The sequence below is a fragment of the Lacticaseibacillus parahuelsenbergensis genome, from assembly GCF_030770265.1.
In the GTDB taxonomy this organism is placed as follows: Bacteria; Bacillota; Bacilli; order Lactobacillales; family Lactobacillaceae; genus Lacticaseibacillus; species Lacticaseibacillus casei.
The window spans coordinates 272025-288901 of sequence record NZ_CP132482.1 but is presented as its reverse complement, the minus strand read 5'-3'; the positions used below and the strand labels follow the sequence as shown (position 1 = coordinate 288901).

Here is a 16877-nt window from a genome sequence, read left to right as displayed (position 1 = left end):
GTGGCCTGTTTTTTGCTAGTTACCCGATCCGATTCACAAAAGATCTAAACTAGCTGGCAAGACTCAGGCTTCACGCATGGCGCTTAAACCGCTGCGTCAGCTTTCGTTCGCTTTGTTCAAGCAAACTTTCCGGATCAATACCGAACTTGTCGCTTAGAATCAGAACCTGATCGAGAACATCCGCCAATTCTTCTTTCAAATTGGCATCCAAGGCATGCTGACTTTTAACCGGTTCCCCCGGATGATCGCGACCAATTTCCAGCGCCCGAATCGCCCGCGATAATTCACCGGTTTCTTCGGTCAGAAAATTAAGTCGGATGAAGGGACTATAAGCGTACCAATTGTGCTTCTGGTAAAAGTGAACTAGCCACTGCTGGTGTTCGGTTAATGTCAATTTTCATCCTCCTGATGTCGTTCACAACAGATGTTTTGATGACTTCGTTTAAAAATTACATTCGTTTTCCATACTACGCCAGCCTGGTTGCTGAAGCCATGCTTTTTGACCAAAAAATAAGCAGCTCATGGCCACCTATTCAAAACAATTAAAATTTTGATTTCCACTCAAGTCGCCGGCTGCGCACCTAGGTAAGTTGCCTGAACCGCTGGATCCGCCAGCAATTCCGCACCTGTACCGGTCAACTTCACTGTCCCACTGGCCAAAACATACCCGCGATTTGCAATTGCCAGCGCCTGCTTGGCATTTTGTTCGATTAACAAAACCGTGGTGCCTTGTTCGTTGATTTTGGTAATGATGTCGAAGATCTCCTGAATGAAAATCGGGGATAAGCCCATCGATGGCTCATCCAGCAAAAGAAGCTTCGGCCGTGCCATGAGCGCGCGTCCCATTGCCAGCATCTGCTGCTCGCCACCGGACAGAGTTGCGGCATCCTGATTGAGCCGTTCCCTTAGAACCGGAAAACGATCGTAAACCACCGCCAACTGGTCGCTGGCAGCTTGCTTGTCTTTGAGACCAAACGCACCCATCTGCAAGTTTTCGCTGACCGTCAGCCCAGCAAAGATATGCCGGCCCTCTGGCACTTGCGAGATCCCCATTTTTACGATTTTAGCGGCCGCCATGCCCACAATGTTTTTATCTTCATATAGGATGGTGCCGGAACGCGGCCGCAACAAGCCTGAGATAGTTTTCAAGATGGTACTTTTACCCGCACCATTCGCCCCGATAAGCGCCACAATTTCGCCGGTGTGAACGCGGAAGCTGACGTCTTTGACCGCCTGAATCCCGCCATAATTGACCACCAGATCTTTGACCTCAAGCATGCACGTCACCTCCCAAGTAAGCCCGAATAACTTGCGGATCACGTTGAATCACTTGCGGTGTACCCTCGGCAATCATCGCGCCGTGATCCAACACATAAATATATTCAGCCAGATTCATCACCAACGACATATCATGTTCAATCAACACCACGGTAATGCCAAAATGTTCCCGCACCCGGGCGATCAGCCGACTCAAATCAGCCGTTTCTTCCGGATTCATCCCCGCTGCTGGCTCGTCCAAAAATAATAACTGTGGCTTCGTAGCGACAGCGCGAACAATTTCAACGCGCCGCTGGGTCCCATAAGGCAAACTCGCCGTGGGTTCATCTGCGACATCAGCTAGGTCAAAAAAGTCCAGTAACTCATCAGCCGCCGCGCCGACGTCATGTTCCCGTTGATAAAATTGAGGCAAGCGTAAAACCGTTCCGAGAAAATCTTCGTGGTACAGATGGGTTCTGGCCACCAGCACATTTTCCTTCACTGACATGGCGCCGAACAACCGAATGTTTTGAAAGGTTCGGGCAACGCCTAACTTGGCAACTTGGTACGCCTTCTTTTTGGTAATGTCGACATCACCGTTAGCAGTCGTTAAGGTTATTTTTCCAGTCGTTGGCCCGGATTCACCAGTCAACATGTTGAACAAGGTGGTCTTGCCAGCCCCATTAGGACCGATTAACGCGATTAATGCACCTTGCTCAATGGTCAAACTTACATCGGCGACTGCCTTCAGCCCACCAAACACTTTGCTGACATGATCGATTACAAGTTGGTTCGTCATGAGGATGCTGCCTCCTTTCGCGCGCGCCGTTTACGCCCAAAAGAAAGTTCGTAATGTCCCAGTAGTCCGGACGGCTTGAAGACCATCAGCAAAATCAAAGCGAGTGCATAAATCACCATACGGAGCGTGCCAAAATTCTGTAACGCCGTGTCGATGATCCCCAAGACAATCGCCGCCACAAACGTCCCAGTCATACTGCCGACACCACCCAACACCACAATAATGAGCAGTGAGATCGAATTCATAATACCAAAGTCCCCTGGCGCAATGGTTTGCAAATAGCTGGCATGCAACGATCCGCCAATCGCGGCAGTCGCGGCGCCTAACACAAACGCGGCCAATTTCCATTTGGTCGGGTTAATTCCGATCGATTCGGCCGCAATGTCATCATCGCGAATTGCCATCACCGCGCGTCCAGCCCGACTATGAATAAAGTTGACGATGACCACCGTTGTCACGCACATCAAGACATAAACCGTTGGCCATGATGCCAGCGGTGGAATGTTGAACATACCGGCAGGGCCGTTGGTGATTTTCAGATTGTTAATCACCACGCGAATAATTTCCGCCGCTCCCATCGTCGCAATGGCCAAGTAATCGCCGCGCAGTCGCAAGGTTGGAATGCCGACAATCAACGCCGCCACGATCGCAATCACCATCCCCAGCGCCATCGCCAGATAAAAGCCAAGCGGTGTCGCCATATTTTGCGTCACAATCGCCGTTGCGTAGGCACCGATGGCCATGAAGCCAGCATGCCCCAGTGAAAATTGACCCGAAAACCCGATAATCAGGTTTAACCCGACTGCCAAAATAATATTAATGCCAACTGTCACCAAGGCATTTTCGATAAAGGTGTTGATCACGCCGGTTAATTCCCCGACATTGATCAGAACAAAGCCGCTGACCATGATCGCCAACCAGATTAATTTGCTGCGTAAGTTTTTTAGCATGCGCTCACACCTTCTCCCGTTGACGTTTGCCGAACAAGCCCGCCGGCAAAACAACCAGCACCAAAATCAGAACCAGATAAACCGCGGCATCCTTGTAAGCCGACAATCCAATGGCCTGCACACCGGTTTCCAGCAGACCGATCAGGAAGCCGCCGACTGCCGCACCCGGCACCGAGCCGATACCGCCGACAACCGCCGCGACAAACGCCTTGATCCCGGGCACCATCCCCATCAAAGGATCGATCGAGTTGTAATAAAGTCCGATCATAACGCCCGCTGCCCCTGCCAAGGCCGAGCCCAAAGCAAAGGTGAAGGAGATAACGTGATCCGGATTAATCCCGACCAGTTGCGCCGCCTGCGGATCCACCGCGACCGCGCGCATCGCTTTCCCCATCGTCGTTTGCTTAATGATGAATTGTAACAACACCATCAGCAGCAACGATGTGGACAAAATCAGCAGTTGCACATTGGAAATCCCCACGCCGAACACATAATAAGTTTTGGTTGTAATCACTTGCGGAAAATTCCGGGCGTTGGCGCCAAAAAGAAACGACATCCCATTTTCAAGGAAAAACGATACGCCGATCGCGGTAATCAAAGCAGCGATCCGCGGTGAATTACGCAATGGCCGATACGCCAGATACTCGATTAAAACCCCTGAAAGACTGGCCATCACCATCGCCGATAATAAAGCGCCAACAAACCCTAAGTGTAAAAAATTAATCGCGTAATAACCCCAAAACGCGCCGAGCATATAAATATCGCCATGAGCGAAGTTGATCAACTTGATGATCCCATAGACCATGGTGTAGCCCAGCGCAAGCAAGGCATAAATACTGCCGAGTGAAAGTCCATTGATCATTTGTTGCATCATGGTCTGCAAAGTTGGTCCCCCTTCCCAGAATTGTGGAAAACGCCTACTTAACGGTATAGGCCTTCGTAATCTTGCCTTGCGTCAGTTCTTCAACTGCAATTGGCTTCTCTGGATTATGCTTGCTATCAATGCTGGTTGTTCCGGTCACGCCTGGCATATTTTTGATTTTCGCCAGCCCTTTAGCGATGCTTGCCGAATCCGCTGACTTCTGGTCTTCGATGGCCCGCTTGATCATGTAAACCGAATCATAGGCCAGCGCGGAAAATGTTGGTGCACTCGCGTTGTACTGTTTTTGATAGTTATTCATGAACGTCTTAACCAGCGAACTGCGATTGGCAGCTAACGTCGAAAATGGCGTGGTGTAGTAGACATCGGTCGCATTTTCGTTGCCGGCAATCTGGGCCAGTTTAGGATCGGCCATGCCATCTGCCCCAATGATCGGTACCTTGATCCCGGACTGACGCGCTTGTTTAATCAACAGGCCCAGTTCAGAATAGTAACCCGGTGCATAAATCGCATCAATTTTTTTGTTTTTAATATTTGTCAACATGGCATTGAAGTCCTTATCGCCTGATTGATAATATTCCGTGGTTACAACCTTGCCGGTAAACTTCTTCTTAAACGCTTTGGCCAAGCCAGTGCCATAATCCGTTGAGTTGTCGGCAATAATTGCCACATTTTTTGCTTTCAACGTGTCATCGGCAAACACCGCGGCTTTTTGCCCCTGGAAAGTGTCCGTGAAACAGGCGCGGAAAACATAAGGCTGCACCTGACCGTTTTTCTGCAAGGTGAAATTAGGATCCGTTGCGCTTGGCCCCACCATTGGTACTGCTGCTTTGGTGACATTTGGAATTGAAGCCGTCCCATTATTAGTGGTTGCCGGTCCGACGATAGCAACGACCTTCTCGTTATTTGCCAACTGCGCCGCAACCGACGCCGCCCCGCTGGTTGACGACTTGTTGTCGCGATAAACTGCCGTCAGCTTTTTCTTGCTGTTACCAACTTTCACGCCGCCAGCAGCATTAATCTGCTTAACTGCCAGCTCGACCCCTTGCTTTTCCTGCTCGCCATAACCAGCCACGGCACCGGACAATTCCATATTCACGCCGATCTTAATCGTAGTACCCGCCGTATTTCCTTTGTTTGCCGCACTTTTGGTCGCACAACCGGTCAGTGCCAGCATGGACATGGCAACAACCCCAGCGCCAATCAAGGCTTTCACAACGCTCTTTTTCATTTTGGTTCCCCCTTTTAACATCCTTAGCATTTTCATTAATCTTTAACAAAAAGGCACCCATTCCGACGAATGGGTGCCAAGTATCAGCCCCATTGTCAATACGAAAACGGGGCTCGATACGCTGATCATTAACGATCAAACTGTCGGGTCCCTGGCATCAACAACAAGACTAAGCATATGCTTTGACGAATATTGCTCTTTTTAGATGACATACACATAGATGACATTGAATCGCCTTCTCCCGTTAAAATTAATGATTGGTTAGAATACTAATTGGATTCACGCAAAAAGTCAACTTAAATTTTCAATTTTTTGCACGTTTAACAAAAGCAGCTGATGTGTCGCTATCTTAACGTTTTCCAGACGCTGCCCTAATGTGAAATATCACTAAAATCAAGGGGATCATTCTCATAATTTTGTTAATAAGTGAATGATTTCGGAACTTTTTTTGATTTTAAAAAAACAGAGTGAAAACAGCCAAAACGGCGTGAAACGAAAAAAAGCAGCCAAGCATTAAGCTTGACTGCCAATTTTTACAGTACCCAATTTAACTTGGATAGGATCTCGCTGGCTCCACAACCTTGAGATCGCTGACCCCACAATCCGGCGGGTGGCTTTTAACCAGTCAGCTGCAACTTTCAGCACAAGAACCGTGCTTACTCGACTCATCGCATAGAAACAGCATATCACTTTTTCGGCTTTAAGACTGCCTGTTTATACAACAATTCTGACAAGAGTTGCGCCAACATAAAACCGACCGCAATCGCACCGGCAATCATGATCACGCGACTGACATATTGTAAAGCGCTATCCAGTTGCCCCATCACCACCGCGCGAACCGCCTGATAGGCAACGGCGCCTGGCACCAATGGGACAAAACCCGGAATGTTGAAGATAATGACAGGCATTTTTTTATAACGCGCAAAGAAGATGCCGCACACCCCAATGACAAAGGCACCGGTCAAGTTAGCCATCATCCGGCCAATACCTGCCTCCATCAATAGCCAGTATGCCAGCCAGCCCATCATGCCAGCCCAACCAGCAAGATTCAGTGCCTTGCGCGGAACATTGATAATCACCGCAAACGCAACGGTTGCTAAATAACTAAAAGATAGCTGGATCAATAACGCAACAAACCACGGCAAGAGCACTGCCTCCTTCACTAAAAGAACCGGAAAATAATGGCAATCCCAACACCAATGGCACAGGCGCTTAAGATCGCTTCCATGCCCCGCGCCATGCCGGACAACAGGTGCCCGGCCAACATATCCCGGATCGAATTGGTAATCGCCACACCCGGCACCAGCGGCATAATCGCACCGATGATAATGTCATCCAGATCATGACCTAACCCTAATTTAACACCGATCCAGGCCGTTAATCCGACAACCAAAGCGCCGAGTAATTCACTGATAAAGCGAATATTCGTTAAGGCATTCACCTTGATATTCACCCAAAAACCAAGTGCGCCAACCAACGCCGCCAAGGGCATATCAAACCAGTTGTATTTTTGCGCAAATAAAACCATTAAGGTCAAACTGACAACGGCAGCACCGATCACCTGCCACCAAATTGGGAAAAACGGCGTATTCTGATCTAATTTAAGCAGTGCCGCATATAAAGTATCCAGATCAATTTCCTTAGCAGCAAACGATCGGGAAAGCTGATTCACCCGGGAGACTTTCTCCATATCAATTGAGCGTTTGCTAATCGGTCGTTCCTGAATATACGGTTGATTTTCGATGCTGGCAAAAATCCCAGTTGGCGTCGTGAACACCAAAGTTTGCGGTTGACCAGCGTTAAAAGCGATTCGGCGCATCGTGTCTTCCACCCGATACATTTCCGAACCGCCTTCGATCATAATTCGCCCGGCTAAAAGGCAGGTAGCTAAGACACGATTTGGGGTTTGGGTTTTTTCTTGTTCAATTGAATGTGTCATCGCGCTGCCTCTAACTTCTTTTCAAAGTAACGCTTCAATTTTTCTTTGGCATAAACGCCGCTCACTTTTTCTTTTGGTTGTCCCTGCTGATAGACTACTATTGTCGGCACTGTCATGATTCCCAATGTTTGCGGCACCGAAGCATCCGCCTCCACGTTATAGCGCACTACTTTTAGCCCTGACAGTTCTTTTTCAAGCGCACTTAAAATCGGATCAAGCACCTTACAAGGCCCACACCACGGCGCCCAAAAGTCGACAACCACCGTTCCGGTAGCGGTCAACTCCTTTAGTGTCTCTTTCGTCGCATTCACTGGCATTTTATGGCCCCCTTTTCCGCTTGCTTCTGCAATGTAGCACGCATGGTACTGTTGTTTCAAGATTATTTTTTGATTTTCCGTTTGTGGAGAGTTATGAATTTTGTTCTGTTGACGGCAGGTTTGAAGTCTTGCTCAGCTTTCCATAACGCGCTCACTGGTGCAGAAATTTGCGTGTAAGTGGCCTTGGTCGCTATGGCAAACACATATCAATTAGGAATTTGTTCTATTGTTGGCAAATGTGAAATCTGATTTTCGCTTTCTATAACGCGCTCCCCGGCGCAGGAGTCTGCGTGTAAGGACCTTGCTCGCAATGGCAAAGACCGCCATCACGCTCAAGGCCACTTACACTCCGACCCCTAAACGCGCCGGCTCACGCTCATCAAAAAAAGACCCAGTCAATATGACCGGATCTTATCTTAGCGTGGCAGCTTCCTACCCTCGCAGGCAGTTTCCCACCAACTACTCTCGGCGTGAAGAAGCTTAACTTCTGTGTTCGGCATGGGAACAGGTGTATCCTTCTTGCTATCGCCACCACACTTATGAGAACTTTGCGCTCTCAAAACTGGCTATCATTGTTGTTTTTGTGTTGTCGGGAACCAGTGTATTTCATCGAAACGCGTTCGCAGTCGCAATCGCTCCTGCTCACGCTCTTACTTGGTTAAGTCCTCGACCGATTAGTACTGGTCCGCTCCATGCATCGCTGCACTTCCACTTCCAGCCTATCTACCTGATCATCTCTCAGGGGTCTTACTTCCATATAGGAATGGGAAATCTCATCTCGAGGGGGGCTTCACACTTAGATGCTTTCAGCGTTTATCCCTTCCGTTCATAGCTACCCAGCGATGCGCCTGGCGGCACAACTGGTACACCAGCGGAACGTCCATCCCGGTCCTCTCGTACTAAGGACAGCTCCTCTCAAATTTCCTGCGCCCGCGACGGATAGGGACCGAACTGTCTCACGACGTTCTGAACCCAGCTCGCGTACCGCTTTAATGGGCGAACAGCCCAACCCTTGGGACCGACTACAGCCCCAGGATGCGATGAGCCGACATCGAGGTGCCAAACCTCCCCGTCGATGTGGACTCTTGGGGGAGATAAGCCTGTTATCCCCAGGGTAGCTTTTATCCGTTGAGCGATGGCCCTTCCATACGGAACCACCGGATCACTAAGCCCGACTTTCGTCCCTGCTCGACTTGTCAGTCTCGCAGTCAAGCTCCCTTCTACCTTTACACTCTGCGAATGATTTCCAACCATTCTGAGGGAACCTTTGGGCGCCTCCGTTACATTTTAGGAGGCGACCGCCCCAGTCAAACTGCCTACCTGACACTGTCTCCCGCCACGATTAGTGGCGCGGGTTAGAGTGTTCATACAGCTAGGGTAGTATCCCACCAACGCCTCCATCGAAACTAGCGTTCCGATCTCTACGGCTCCTACCTATCCTGTACAAGCGGTACCAACACTCAATATCAAGCTACAGTAAAGCTCCATGGGGTCTTTCCGTCCTGTCGCGGGTAACCCGCATCTTCACGGGTACTATAATTTCACCGAGTCTCTCGTTGAGACAGTGCCCAAATCATTACGCCTTTCGTGCGGGTCGGAACTTACCCGACAAGGAATTTCGCTACCTTAGGACCGTTATAGTTACGGCCGCCGTTTACTGGGGCTTCAATTCTGGGCTTCGCTTGCGCTAACTCATCCTCTTAACCTTCCAGCACCGGGCAGGCGTCAGCCCCTATACATCATCTTTCGATTTAGCAGAGACCTGTGTTTTTGATAAACAGTTGTTTGGGCCTATTCACTGCGGCTGACCTTGCGGTCAGCACCCCTTCTTCCGAAGTTACGGGGTCATTTTGCCGAGTTCCTTAACGAGAGTTCGCTCGCTCACCTGAGGATACTCTCCTCGACTACCTGTGTCGGTTTGCGGTACGGGTAGTTTATTTCTCACTAGAAGCTTTTCTTGGCAGTGTGACATCAGGAACTTCGCTACTTTAATTTCGCTCCCCATCACCGCTTGTCCTTATGGTCGCAAGCATTTCACTCGCCACCAGACTTGCGGCTTGGACGCACTTTTCCAGCCGTGCGCTTTCCTTAGCCTCCTGCGTCCCTCCATCGCTTAAACAAAATAAACTAGTGCAGGAATCTCAACCTGCTTGTCATCGACTACGCCTTGCGGCCTCGCCTTAGATCCCGACTAACCCTGGGAGGACGAGCCTTCCCCAGGAAACCTTAGTCATACGGTGGATCAGATTCTCACTGATCTTTCGCTACTCATGCCGGCATTCTCACTTCTAAGCGCTCCAGCCGTCCTCACGATCGACCTTCAACGCCCTTAGAACGCTCTCCTACCGCGCACCCTTACGGGTGCACCCACAGTTTCGGTATTATGCTTAGCCCCGGTATATTTTCGGCGCAGTGCCACTCGACTAGTGAGCTATTACGCACTCTTTAAATGGTGGCTGCTTCTGAGCCAACATCCTAGTTGTCTGTGCAACGCCACATCCTTTTCCACTTAGCATAAATTTAGGGACCTTAACTGGTGATCTGGGCTGTTCCCCTTTCGACAATGGACCTTATCGCTCACTGTCTGACTCCCGGAGTAAGATCGATGGTATTCGGAGTTTATCTGAATTCAGTAACCCTTGATGGGCCCCTAGTTCAAACAGTGCTCTACCTCCATGATCCATCCTCCGAGGCTAACCCTAAAGCTATTTCGGAGAGAACCAGCTATCTCCAAGTTCGTTTGGAATTTCACCGCTACCCACAACTCATCCCAGCATTTTTCAACATACATGGGTTCGGTCCTCCAGTGTGTTTCACCACACCTTCAACCTGGTCATGGGTAGGTCACTTGGTTTCGGGTCTACATCTGCCTACTCATTCGCCCTGTTCAGACTCGCTTTCGCTCCGGCTCCGACTTTTCATCTTAACCTCGCAGGCAAACGTAACTCGCCGGTTCATTCTACAAAAGGCACGCCATTACCCCTTAACGGGCTTTGACTAATTGTAGGCACACGGTTTCAGGAACTGTTTCACTCCCCTTCCGGGGTGCTTTTCACCTTTCCCTCACGGTACTGGTTCACTATCGGTCACTAGGGAGTATTTAGCCTTGGGAGATGGTCCTCCCGGATTCCGACGGAATTTCACGTGTTCCGCCGTACTCAGGATCCTGGACGGAGGGTCCGCCGTTTCGCTTACAGGGCTTTCACCTTCTATGGCGCAGCTTTCCAGCTGACTTCGACTACGTCGAACTTTGGTAACTCCAATGTCCAGTCCTACAACCCCGAGAAGCAAGCTTCTCGGTTTGGGCTCTTCCCACTTCGCTCGCCGCTACTATGGGAATCGAGTTTTCTTTCTCTTCCTGCGGGTACTGAGATGTTTCAGTTCCCCGCGTCTGCCGCCAACAAGCTATGAATTCACTTGCAGGCAATACACTGATGTGTACTGGGTTCCCCCATTCGGAAATCTCCGGATCAAAGCTTACTTATAGCTCCCCGAAGCATATCGGTATTAGTTCCGTCCTTCATCGGCTCCTAGTGCCAAGGCATCCACCGTGCGCCCTTTGTAACTTAACCTGTACTGACTTGCGTCAGCGGTTATGCGATGCGAATTTCTATATTAGAAACTCATACAAATACGCTGTGTTCTCGGCAATTTAAAACATTTACAACAATGATATCCAGTTTTCAAAGAACAAAGTCGCGCCCGCTAGGGCGCTTGAGGGTCGTCCCCTCAAAACTAAACAAAGTTTCGTGTGTGCAGGTTTCCGTCAGACTTAAAGTCTGTTTCCTTAGAAAGGAGGTGATCCAGCCGCAGGTTCTCCTACGGCTACCTTGTTACGACTTCACCCTAATCATTTGTCCCACCTTAGACGGCTCGCTCCCTAAAAGGGTTACGCCACCGGCTTCGGGTGTTACAAACTCTCATGGTGTGACGGGCGGTGTGTACAAGGCCCGGGAACGTATTCACCGCGGCGTGCTGATCCGCGATTACTAGCGATTCCGACTTCGTGTAGGCGAGTTGCAGCCTACAGTCCGAACTGAGAATGGCTTTAAGAGATTAGCTTGACCTCGCGGTCTCGCAACTCGTTGTACCATCCATTGTAGCACGTGTGTAGCCCAGGTCATAAGGGGCATGATGATTTGACGTCATCCCCACCTTCCTCCGGTTTGTCACCGGCAGTCTTACTAGAGTGCCCAACTGAATGCTGGCAACTAGTCATAAGGGTTGCGCTCGTTGCGGGACTTAACCCAACATCTCACGACACGAGCTGACGACAACCATGCACCACCTGTCATTTTGCCCCCGAAGGGGAAACCTGATCTCTCAGGTGATCAAAAGATATCAAGACCTGGTAAGGTTCTTCGCGTTGCTTCGAATTAAACCACATGCTCCACCGCTTGTGCGGGCCCCCGTCAATTCCTTTGAGTTTCAACCTTGCGGTCGTACTCCCCAGGCGGAATGCTTAATGCGTTAGCTGCGGCACTGAAGGGCGGAAACCCTCCAACACCTAGCATTCATCGTTTACGGCATGGACTACCAGGGTATCTAATCCTGTTCGCTACCCATGCTTTCGAGCCTCAGCGTCAGTTACAGACCAGACAGCCGCCTTCGCCACTGGTGTTCTTCCATATATCTACGCATTTCACCGCTACACATGGAGTTCCACTGTCCTCTTCTGCACTCAAGTTTCCCAGTTTCCGATGCGCTTCCTCGGTTAAGCCGAGGGCTTTCACATCAGACTTAAAAAACCGCCTGCGCTCGCTTTACGCCCAATAAATCCGGATAACGCTTGCCACCTACGTATTACCGCGGCTGCTGGCACGTAGTTAGCCGTGGCTTTCTGGTTGGATACCGTCACGCCGACAACAGTTACTCTGCCGACCATTCTTCTCCAACAACAGAGTTTTACGACCCGAAAGCCTTCTTCACTCACGCGGCGTTGCTCCATCAGACTTGCGTCCATTGTGGAAGATTCCCTACTGCTGCCTCCCGTAGGAGTTTGGGCCGTGTCTCAGTCCCAATGTGGCCGATCAACCTCTCAGTTCGGCTACGTATCATCGCCTTGGTGAGCCGTTACCTCACCAACTAGCTAATACGCCGCGGGTCCATCCAAAAGCGATAGCTTACGCCATCTTTCAGCCAAGAACCATGCGGTTCTTGGATTTATGCGGTATTAGCATCTGTTTCCAAATGTTATCCCCCACTTAAGGGCAGGTTACCCACGTGTTACTCACCCGTCCGCCACTCGTTTTAAGTTGAATCACGATGCAAGCACCGTTCATCGACCAAAACTCGTTCGACTTGCATGTATTAGGCACGCCGCCAGCGTTCATCCTGAGCCAGGATCAAACTCTCATATAAATATGAGCTGTTCGAATAGCTCGATTTGTTGTTCTAGCGAATTGACTTCGCAAATGTTACTTTTTGCCTCGATACCGGAGTATCAAGGACCCTGCACATTTAAACGAAACTTTGTTCAGTTTTCAAAGGACGACTTCGTTGCCAAGCGACAACTCAATTAGAATATCAAATTGGCAACCCTTTGTCAACATCTTTTTTTAAATCGCTGTGCGGTTTAAACTGTTTTGATGACTGACAACTCGTAATATACTACGCAGGTTCTCCGTTTAAGTCAACTACTTTTTCAAAAAAATTTTCAGAGGGGAAATATCTTTTCATGAAAGAAGATCGGGCCTTTTGGAATCAATTCGCCGAAGACTACGCCGCGGCCGAGAAAGCGTCACGTTTGCCAATTGCTCGAGATGTTACCGCATGGCTGCTCGCTGAAGGGCTGCTGCCGACTAAATCACTCGTTGACCTTGCTGCCGGGACCGGCCGTTACGCCGCTCGCTTCGCCGCGCATGTCCAACAACTGACGTTAATCGATTGGTCTTCTGCCATGCTGGCTTATGCAAGGCAACAGCTAACAGCCAATTCGACTACATCGGTCAACTTCATAACCGCCGATTGGCATCAGCTTGAAACGCTGCCTGCTGCCGATCTTATTTTTGTTAGCCAATTACCCACGCTGGAAGCCAATGAACTGTCATTATTAACCGACTGGGCTAATCAAAGCGTTGTGTTGAACTTTCAAAGCGAACAGTCTGACGCTTTGATGGATCGCGCGCTAACTTATTTAGGCCAACCCGTACCGGTCACTTATCAGGCAGACCCTAGTCGCGTTGCCAGCTATGAGCGGTGGTTACGTGCCCACCACGTTCCGTTCAAATCACATACGCTGACTTATCATCTTGTGGAACAGACAACGATTAGCGATCTTTTGCCTGAGCTAACCGTGCCCCTGGGTGTAAAGGCGGCCAGCCAACTTGCCAAGGCACTGACTGGAAACGAAAATGCCCACATGCCAGTCACCGATCATCTCACTTATACCTATACGCAACTGGTTTGGGATTCGGATCATTAGCAATTCAACATACCACTGCGCGTTCCAATACGAACTAAACACCCAAAAAATAGGCCCCGCCGACAATTTCATTTTGTCGGTAGCGCCTCTTTTTTCGCGAAAATTAGTCTAGTTTATTTGCTCCAGGCAGAAATTGAATCACGCCTTAACTTGTAACTGTTCCACGTTAACAACCGTATCCACCCACGAACGATCATAAAAGCCTGCCTCATGTGAGACGAGTAGGACAGCACCGGGATATTGTTGTAGTCCGGTGCGCAATGCGCTCTTGGTGTCGTCGTCCAAATGGTTGGTTGGCTCATCCATGATCAAAATATTGGTGGTCTGCAACATGAGCTCTGCCAATTTGACTTTGGCTTGTTCGCCCCCGGACAGCATGGTTAACGGATTATTGGCCTCTTCACTTGTCAAAGCAGTTCGCGACAGCATCTGGCGTACAACTTTCTGGGTTAACGCCGGGAAACGTTGCTGCAAATACTGAACCGGACTTTGCTTAGGCTGATCCCAATGTAGTTCCTGCTCGTAATACCCAAAGACCACGTTGTCGGCAACTTCGACACTGCCGCTAATGGCCGGAATTAACCCGAGGATCGTTTTTAATAACGTCGATTTACCGACCCCATTAAACCCTTCAAACGCAATGATCTGATCTTTTGCAACTGAAAAATTGATTGGCTGCAACAATGGTTGATCATAGCCAACAACCAAGTTATTCACATCGACCAAAATCTGCCGATTCACTGGCAGGTAAGGAAACGCCAAGTGGGCTTTAGAACGAGTTCCCGGTGGTGTCAATTTATCCATGCGGGCCAGTTGCTTTTCCCGACTTTTAGCCATTGTGGCGCGCGTCCCGGCCTTGAACTTGCGAATGAATGCTTCGGTTTTCTTGATCGTTTCCTGCTGTTTGGCAAATGCCTTCAGGTAAGTTTCGTGATCGGCTTCCTTTTGGCGCATGGCCTGTTTCAAAGTGCCGGTGTATTTCGTGATCTGCCCGAACTCAATATCCAAAACCGCATTGGTCACATTTTCAAGGAAATCAAAATCATGAGAAATAACAATAAAGGCTCCTTCGAAGTTCTGGAGCCAGTCAGTCAACCATTCAATGTGCGACACATCCAGGTAATTGGTCGGTTCATCGAGTAAGAGCATATCCGGTTTTTCAAGCAGTAATTTTGCCAAAATCAATTTTGAACGCTGACCACCCGAAAGCGCGTCAACCGGATGATCCATCCCCATGGCCGTGATGCCTAAACCTTCCGCCACAGTTTGAATCGTGGTTTCGAGTTCATAAAAATCACCGGCTTCCAGTTCCTGCTGAAGCTCGCCAGCCTTCGCTAACAGTGTGTCGTCCGGATTCGTTGCATAGTCTGCATAAATTTGATTCATTTTGGCCTCTTTGCGATAAAGTCCCTCAAAGGCTGTACGCAAAAATTCGATCACGGTCTGGCCAGGCACCAAGTTCGCGTACTGGTCTAAGTACCCAACGTGCAGGTGCTTTTGCCAAACGATTTTACCGGCATCCGGCGTCAACGCACCAGTTAAAATCTTGATTAACGTACTTTTGCCAACCCCGTTCTGGCCAATCACGCCAAGATGGTCTTCGATATTCACCTGAAAGCTGGCATCTTGATATAACACTTTATCTAAAAACCGTTGTGACAAGCCGGTTACGGTTAAAACACTCATGAGAACTCCTTAATCTATAAACCGTCATTGATCCAACTAAAATGCCGGCAGCACCTTTTGCTCATTGCAGGACATCTTGCCAAATGGATCAACTTTTTCCTGAAATCCAAGCATCACGGGCACGCTCAATCGTGCTTACCGCGACGTGCTTGGCTGCCTTGCTAGCCGTACACCAAAGCCTTAATCAAACAATTGGCAGGCTAGCTTTCTGAAAATAGCTACTGCTTGCTAGGCTATCACAGCTCTTATTGTTTTACAACGAGGCAAATCTTTTGCAATTTCTTCTTTTCTAGGGAAATAATAACTTCATGTCTATGATTAATCGGTGCTGCCCATGACGCATCTCGCTGGCAAACATAGCGTCCGCTGATGCTGTGCCTGCGACATGCATAATGGGCGCTTTCTTATATAAGGAGGAGACAAATAATGGGCATCATGGAATCACGTTTGATTCACGCCACAGTTGGCTTTGCTATCGGTGATGCTTTGGGTCTGCCGGTCAAGGGCCAAACGCAGGCTGAGTTAGCCGCTTCGCCGGTGACTGGGATGAAGGGCTATGGCACATTTAATCAGCCAGCCGGCACCTACTCAGATGAAACAGGCCTCACCCTGGCCGGTCTGGATGCGTTGCAGCATGGGTTCGACCAGGATGCACTGGTCAATGCCTACCAAGCTTGGTTCAAAAACGGCGAGTACGCACCCTACGGAAAAAGAAATCCTGATATTTGGCCGAGTATCGAAACGACCTTGACGACGGGAAAAGCCACAGCGGCGCCTAACGAACCAGGGGCTTTGATTCGCACATTGCCCTTTGCCTTCTTTGCTTACCAAACTTTTGACACCAAGCTATTCGAAAAGGCAGAAGGCAGCCGACTATTTCAAAATTTCGTCACGCTCACCAATCTGGATCCTGAAAATATGATCGCTGCTGCCGTTTATACCCAAATTGCAATTGAACTACTTGCCGATGCCCCTGACTTACCCACGGCGATCACCACTGGCATCAACAAAACCGGCGCGTACTTTGCTGATCAGCCAACTTATCAACCTGCTTTTGCCGCCTTTAACACACAACTCGAGGCTCAGACGCCAGACGGCACTGCCACAGATCCACTAAGTTTACTGGCCCGAACCTTACACGCACTCCAAACCTGGCCGGATTATCACGATGCGGTTTTAAATGCGCTCATGCTCGGCGGTGCGACTGATACCGCGGCCGCGTTGACCGGCGGCTTAGCAGGCTTGGCCTATGGTTACACAAGCCTGCCGCATCGCTGGTGTTTGATGCTAGCTGAATACGCCCAAATTGTTGATCTATGTCGGCAAGCAGAAAAAAGTGGCTTTTTCCCGAAGTATGATTGAAAGACGAACTTTCTAGTCGTTGATAGAACGCT

General features: G+C 49.5%; 12 protein-coding genes and 3 rRNA genes. 2 read left to right on the top strand and 13 right to left on the bottom strand.

The window, feature by feature from the left end; genetic code table 11:
- Positions 1-70: 70 nt before the first annotated feature.
- The 12 genes from LACPH_RS01355 to LACPH_RS01300 all read right to left on the bottom strand — a co-directional run bounded on the left by LACPH_RS01355 (position 71) and on the right by LACPH_RS01300 (position 12734).
- A complete protein-coding gene (locus LACPH_RS01355) occupies positions 71-394 on the bottom strand; it encodes a MazG nucleotide pyrophosphohydrolase domain-containing protein (RefSeq protein ID WP_047107746.1) in 324 nt (107 codons plus the stop codon).
- 167 nt (positions 395-561) lie between these two features.
- On the bottom strand, positions 562-1278 hold the full coding sequence (locus LACPH_RS01350) for an ABC transporter ATP-binding protein (RefSeq protein WP_049172066.1): 717 nt from the start codon (positions 1276-1278) through the stop codon (positions 562-564).
- The gene (locus LACPH_RS01345) at positions 1271-2056 is read right to left on the bottom strand and encodes an ABC transporter ATP-binding protein (protein WP_049172067.1); all 786 of its coding nucleotides are present in this window, start codon (positions 2054-2056) and stop codon (positions 1271-1273) included. The genes LACPH_RS01350 and LACPH_RS01345 overlap by 8 nt, the downstream gene beginning before the upstream one ends.
- Positions 2053-3006, bottom strand: a complete 954-nt coding sequence (locus tag LACPH_RS01340) for a branched-chain amino acid ABC transporter permease (protein WP_138131902.1) — start codon at positions 3004-3006, stop codon at positions 2053-2055. Before LACPH_RS01340 ends, LACPH_RS01345 begins: the two co-directional genes overlap by 4 nt.
- A gap of 4 nt (positions 3007-3010) precedes the next feature.
- Positions 3011-3889, bottom strand: a complete 879-nt coding sequence (locus tag LACPH_RS01335; protein WP_049172071.1) for a branched-chain amino acid ABC transporter permease — start codon at positions 3887-3889, stop codon at positions 3011-3013.
- A gap of 34 nt (positions 3890-3923) precedes the next feature.
- Complete coding sequence (locus LACPH_RS01330) at positions 3924-5117, bottom strand: ABC transporter substrate-binding protein (protein WP_274784238.1); 1194 nt, start codon at positions 5115-5117, stop codon at positions 3924-3926.
- A 686-nt stretch (positions 5118-5803) separates the two neighbouring features.
- Positions 5804-6262 carry a threonine/serine exporter family protein gene (locus LACPH_RS01325; protein ID WP_010492690.1) on the bottom strand — a complete coding sequence of 153 codons (459 nt, stop codon included), beginning with the start codon at positions 6260-6262 and terminating at the stop codon, positions 5804-5806.
- A 17-nt stretch (positions 6263-6279) separates the two neighbouring features.
- Positions 6280-7056, bottom strand: a complete 777-nt coding sequence (locus LACPH_RS01320; protein ID WP_087911401.1) for a threonine/serine exporter family protein — start codon at positions 7054-7056, stop codon at positions 6280-6282.
- Entirely contained in the window at positions 7053-7373 is a 321-nt protein-coding gene (locus tag LACPH_RS01315) for a thioredoxin family protein (RefSeq protein ID WP_070650393.1), read from the bottom strand. Before LACPH_RS01315 ends, LACPH_RS01320 begins: the two co-directional genes overlap by 4 nt.
- A gap of 419 nt (positions 7374-7792) precedes the next feature.
- Positions 7793-7909 (bottom strand): 5S ribosomal RNA (rrf, locus tag LACPH_RS01310).
- A 118-nt stretch (positions 7910-8027) separates the two neighbouring features.
- A 23S ribosomal RNA gene (locus LACPH_RS01305) occupies positions 8028-10945 on the bottom strand.
- A gap of 219 nt (positions 10946-11164) precedes the next feature.
- Positions 11165-12734: ribosomal RNA gene (locus LACPH_RS01300) — 16S ribosomal RNA — on the bottom strand.
- The 16S, 23S and 5S rRNA genes sit together here, the layout of an rRNA operon.
- A gap of 316 nt (positions 12735-13050) precedes the next feature.
- On the opposite strand from LACPH_RS01300, the gene LACPH_RS01295 reads away from it, so the two are divergent.
- Positions 13051-13797: a class I SAM-dependent methyltransferase gene (locus tag LACPH_RS01295; RefSeq protein ID WP_274784237.1), complete on the top strand. Its 747-nt coding sequence runs from the start codon at positions 13051-13053 to the stop codon at positions 13795-13797.
- 138 nt (positions 13798-13935) lie between these two features.
- Here the strand turns inward: LACPH_RS01295 and LACPH_RS01290 are convergent, their stop codons facing one another.
- Complete coding sequence (locus tag LACPH_RS01290; RefSeq protein ID WP_274784236.1) at positions 13936-15483, bottom strand: ABC-F family ATP-binding cassette domain-containing protein; 1548 nt, start codon at positions 15481-15483, stop codon at positions 13936-13938.
- Positions 15484-15909: 426 nt separating this feature from the next.
- Here LACPH_RS01290 and LACPH_RS01285 point away from each other — a divergent pair, with 426 nt between their 5' ends.
- A complete protein-coding gene (locus LACPH_RS01285) occupies positions 15910-16845 on the top strand; it encodes an ADP-ribosylglycohydrolase family protein (protein WP_274784235.1) in 936 nt (311 codons plus the stop codon).
- The last annotated feature ends 32 nt before the right edge of the window (positions 16846-16877 follow it).

What these genes read in the sequence shown, in the direction of transcription:
- LACPH_RS01350 (WP_049172066.1), bottom strand. Translation starts at nt 1,278, where the DNA reads ATGCTTGAGGTCAAAGATCTGGTGGTCAATTATGGCGGGATTCAGGCG.
- LACPH_RS01345 (WP_049172067.1), bottom strand. Translation starts at nt 2,056, where the DNA reads ATGACGAACCAACTTGTAATCGATCATGTCAGCAAAGTGTTTGGTGGG.
- LACPH_RS01340 (WP_138131902.1), bottom strand. Translation starts at nt 3,006, where the DNA reads ATGCTAAAAAACTTACGCAGCAAATTAATCTGGTTGGCGATCATGGTC.
- LACPH_RS01330 (WP_274784238.1), bottom strand. Translation starts at nt 5,117, where the DNA reads ATGAAAAAGAGCGTTGTGAAAGCCTTGATTGGCGCTGGGGTTGTTGCC.
- LACPH_RS01320 (WP_087911401.1), bottom strand. Translation starts at nt 7,056, where the DNA reads ATGACACATTCAATTGAACAAGAAAAAACCCAAACCCCAAATCGTGTC.
- LACPH_RS01315 (WP_070650393.1), bottom strand. Translation starts at nt 7,373, where the DNA reads ATGCCAGTGAATGCGACGAAAGAGACACTAAAGGAGTTGACCGCTACC.
- LACPH_RS01295 (WP_274784237.1), top strand. Translation starts at nt 13,051, where the DNA reads ATGAAAGAAGATCGGGCCTTTTGGAATCAATTCGCCGAAGACTACGCC.
- LACPH_RS01290 (WP_274784236.1), bottom strand. Translation starts at nt 15,483, where the DNA reads ATGAGTGTTTTAACCGTAACCGGCTTGTCACAACGGTTTTTAGATAAA.
- LACPH_RS01285 (WP_274784235.1), top strand. Translation starts at nt 15,910, where the DNA reads ATGGGCATCATGGAATCACGTTTGATTCACGCCACAGTTGGCTTTGCT.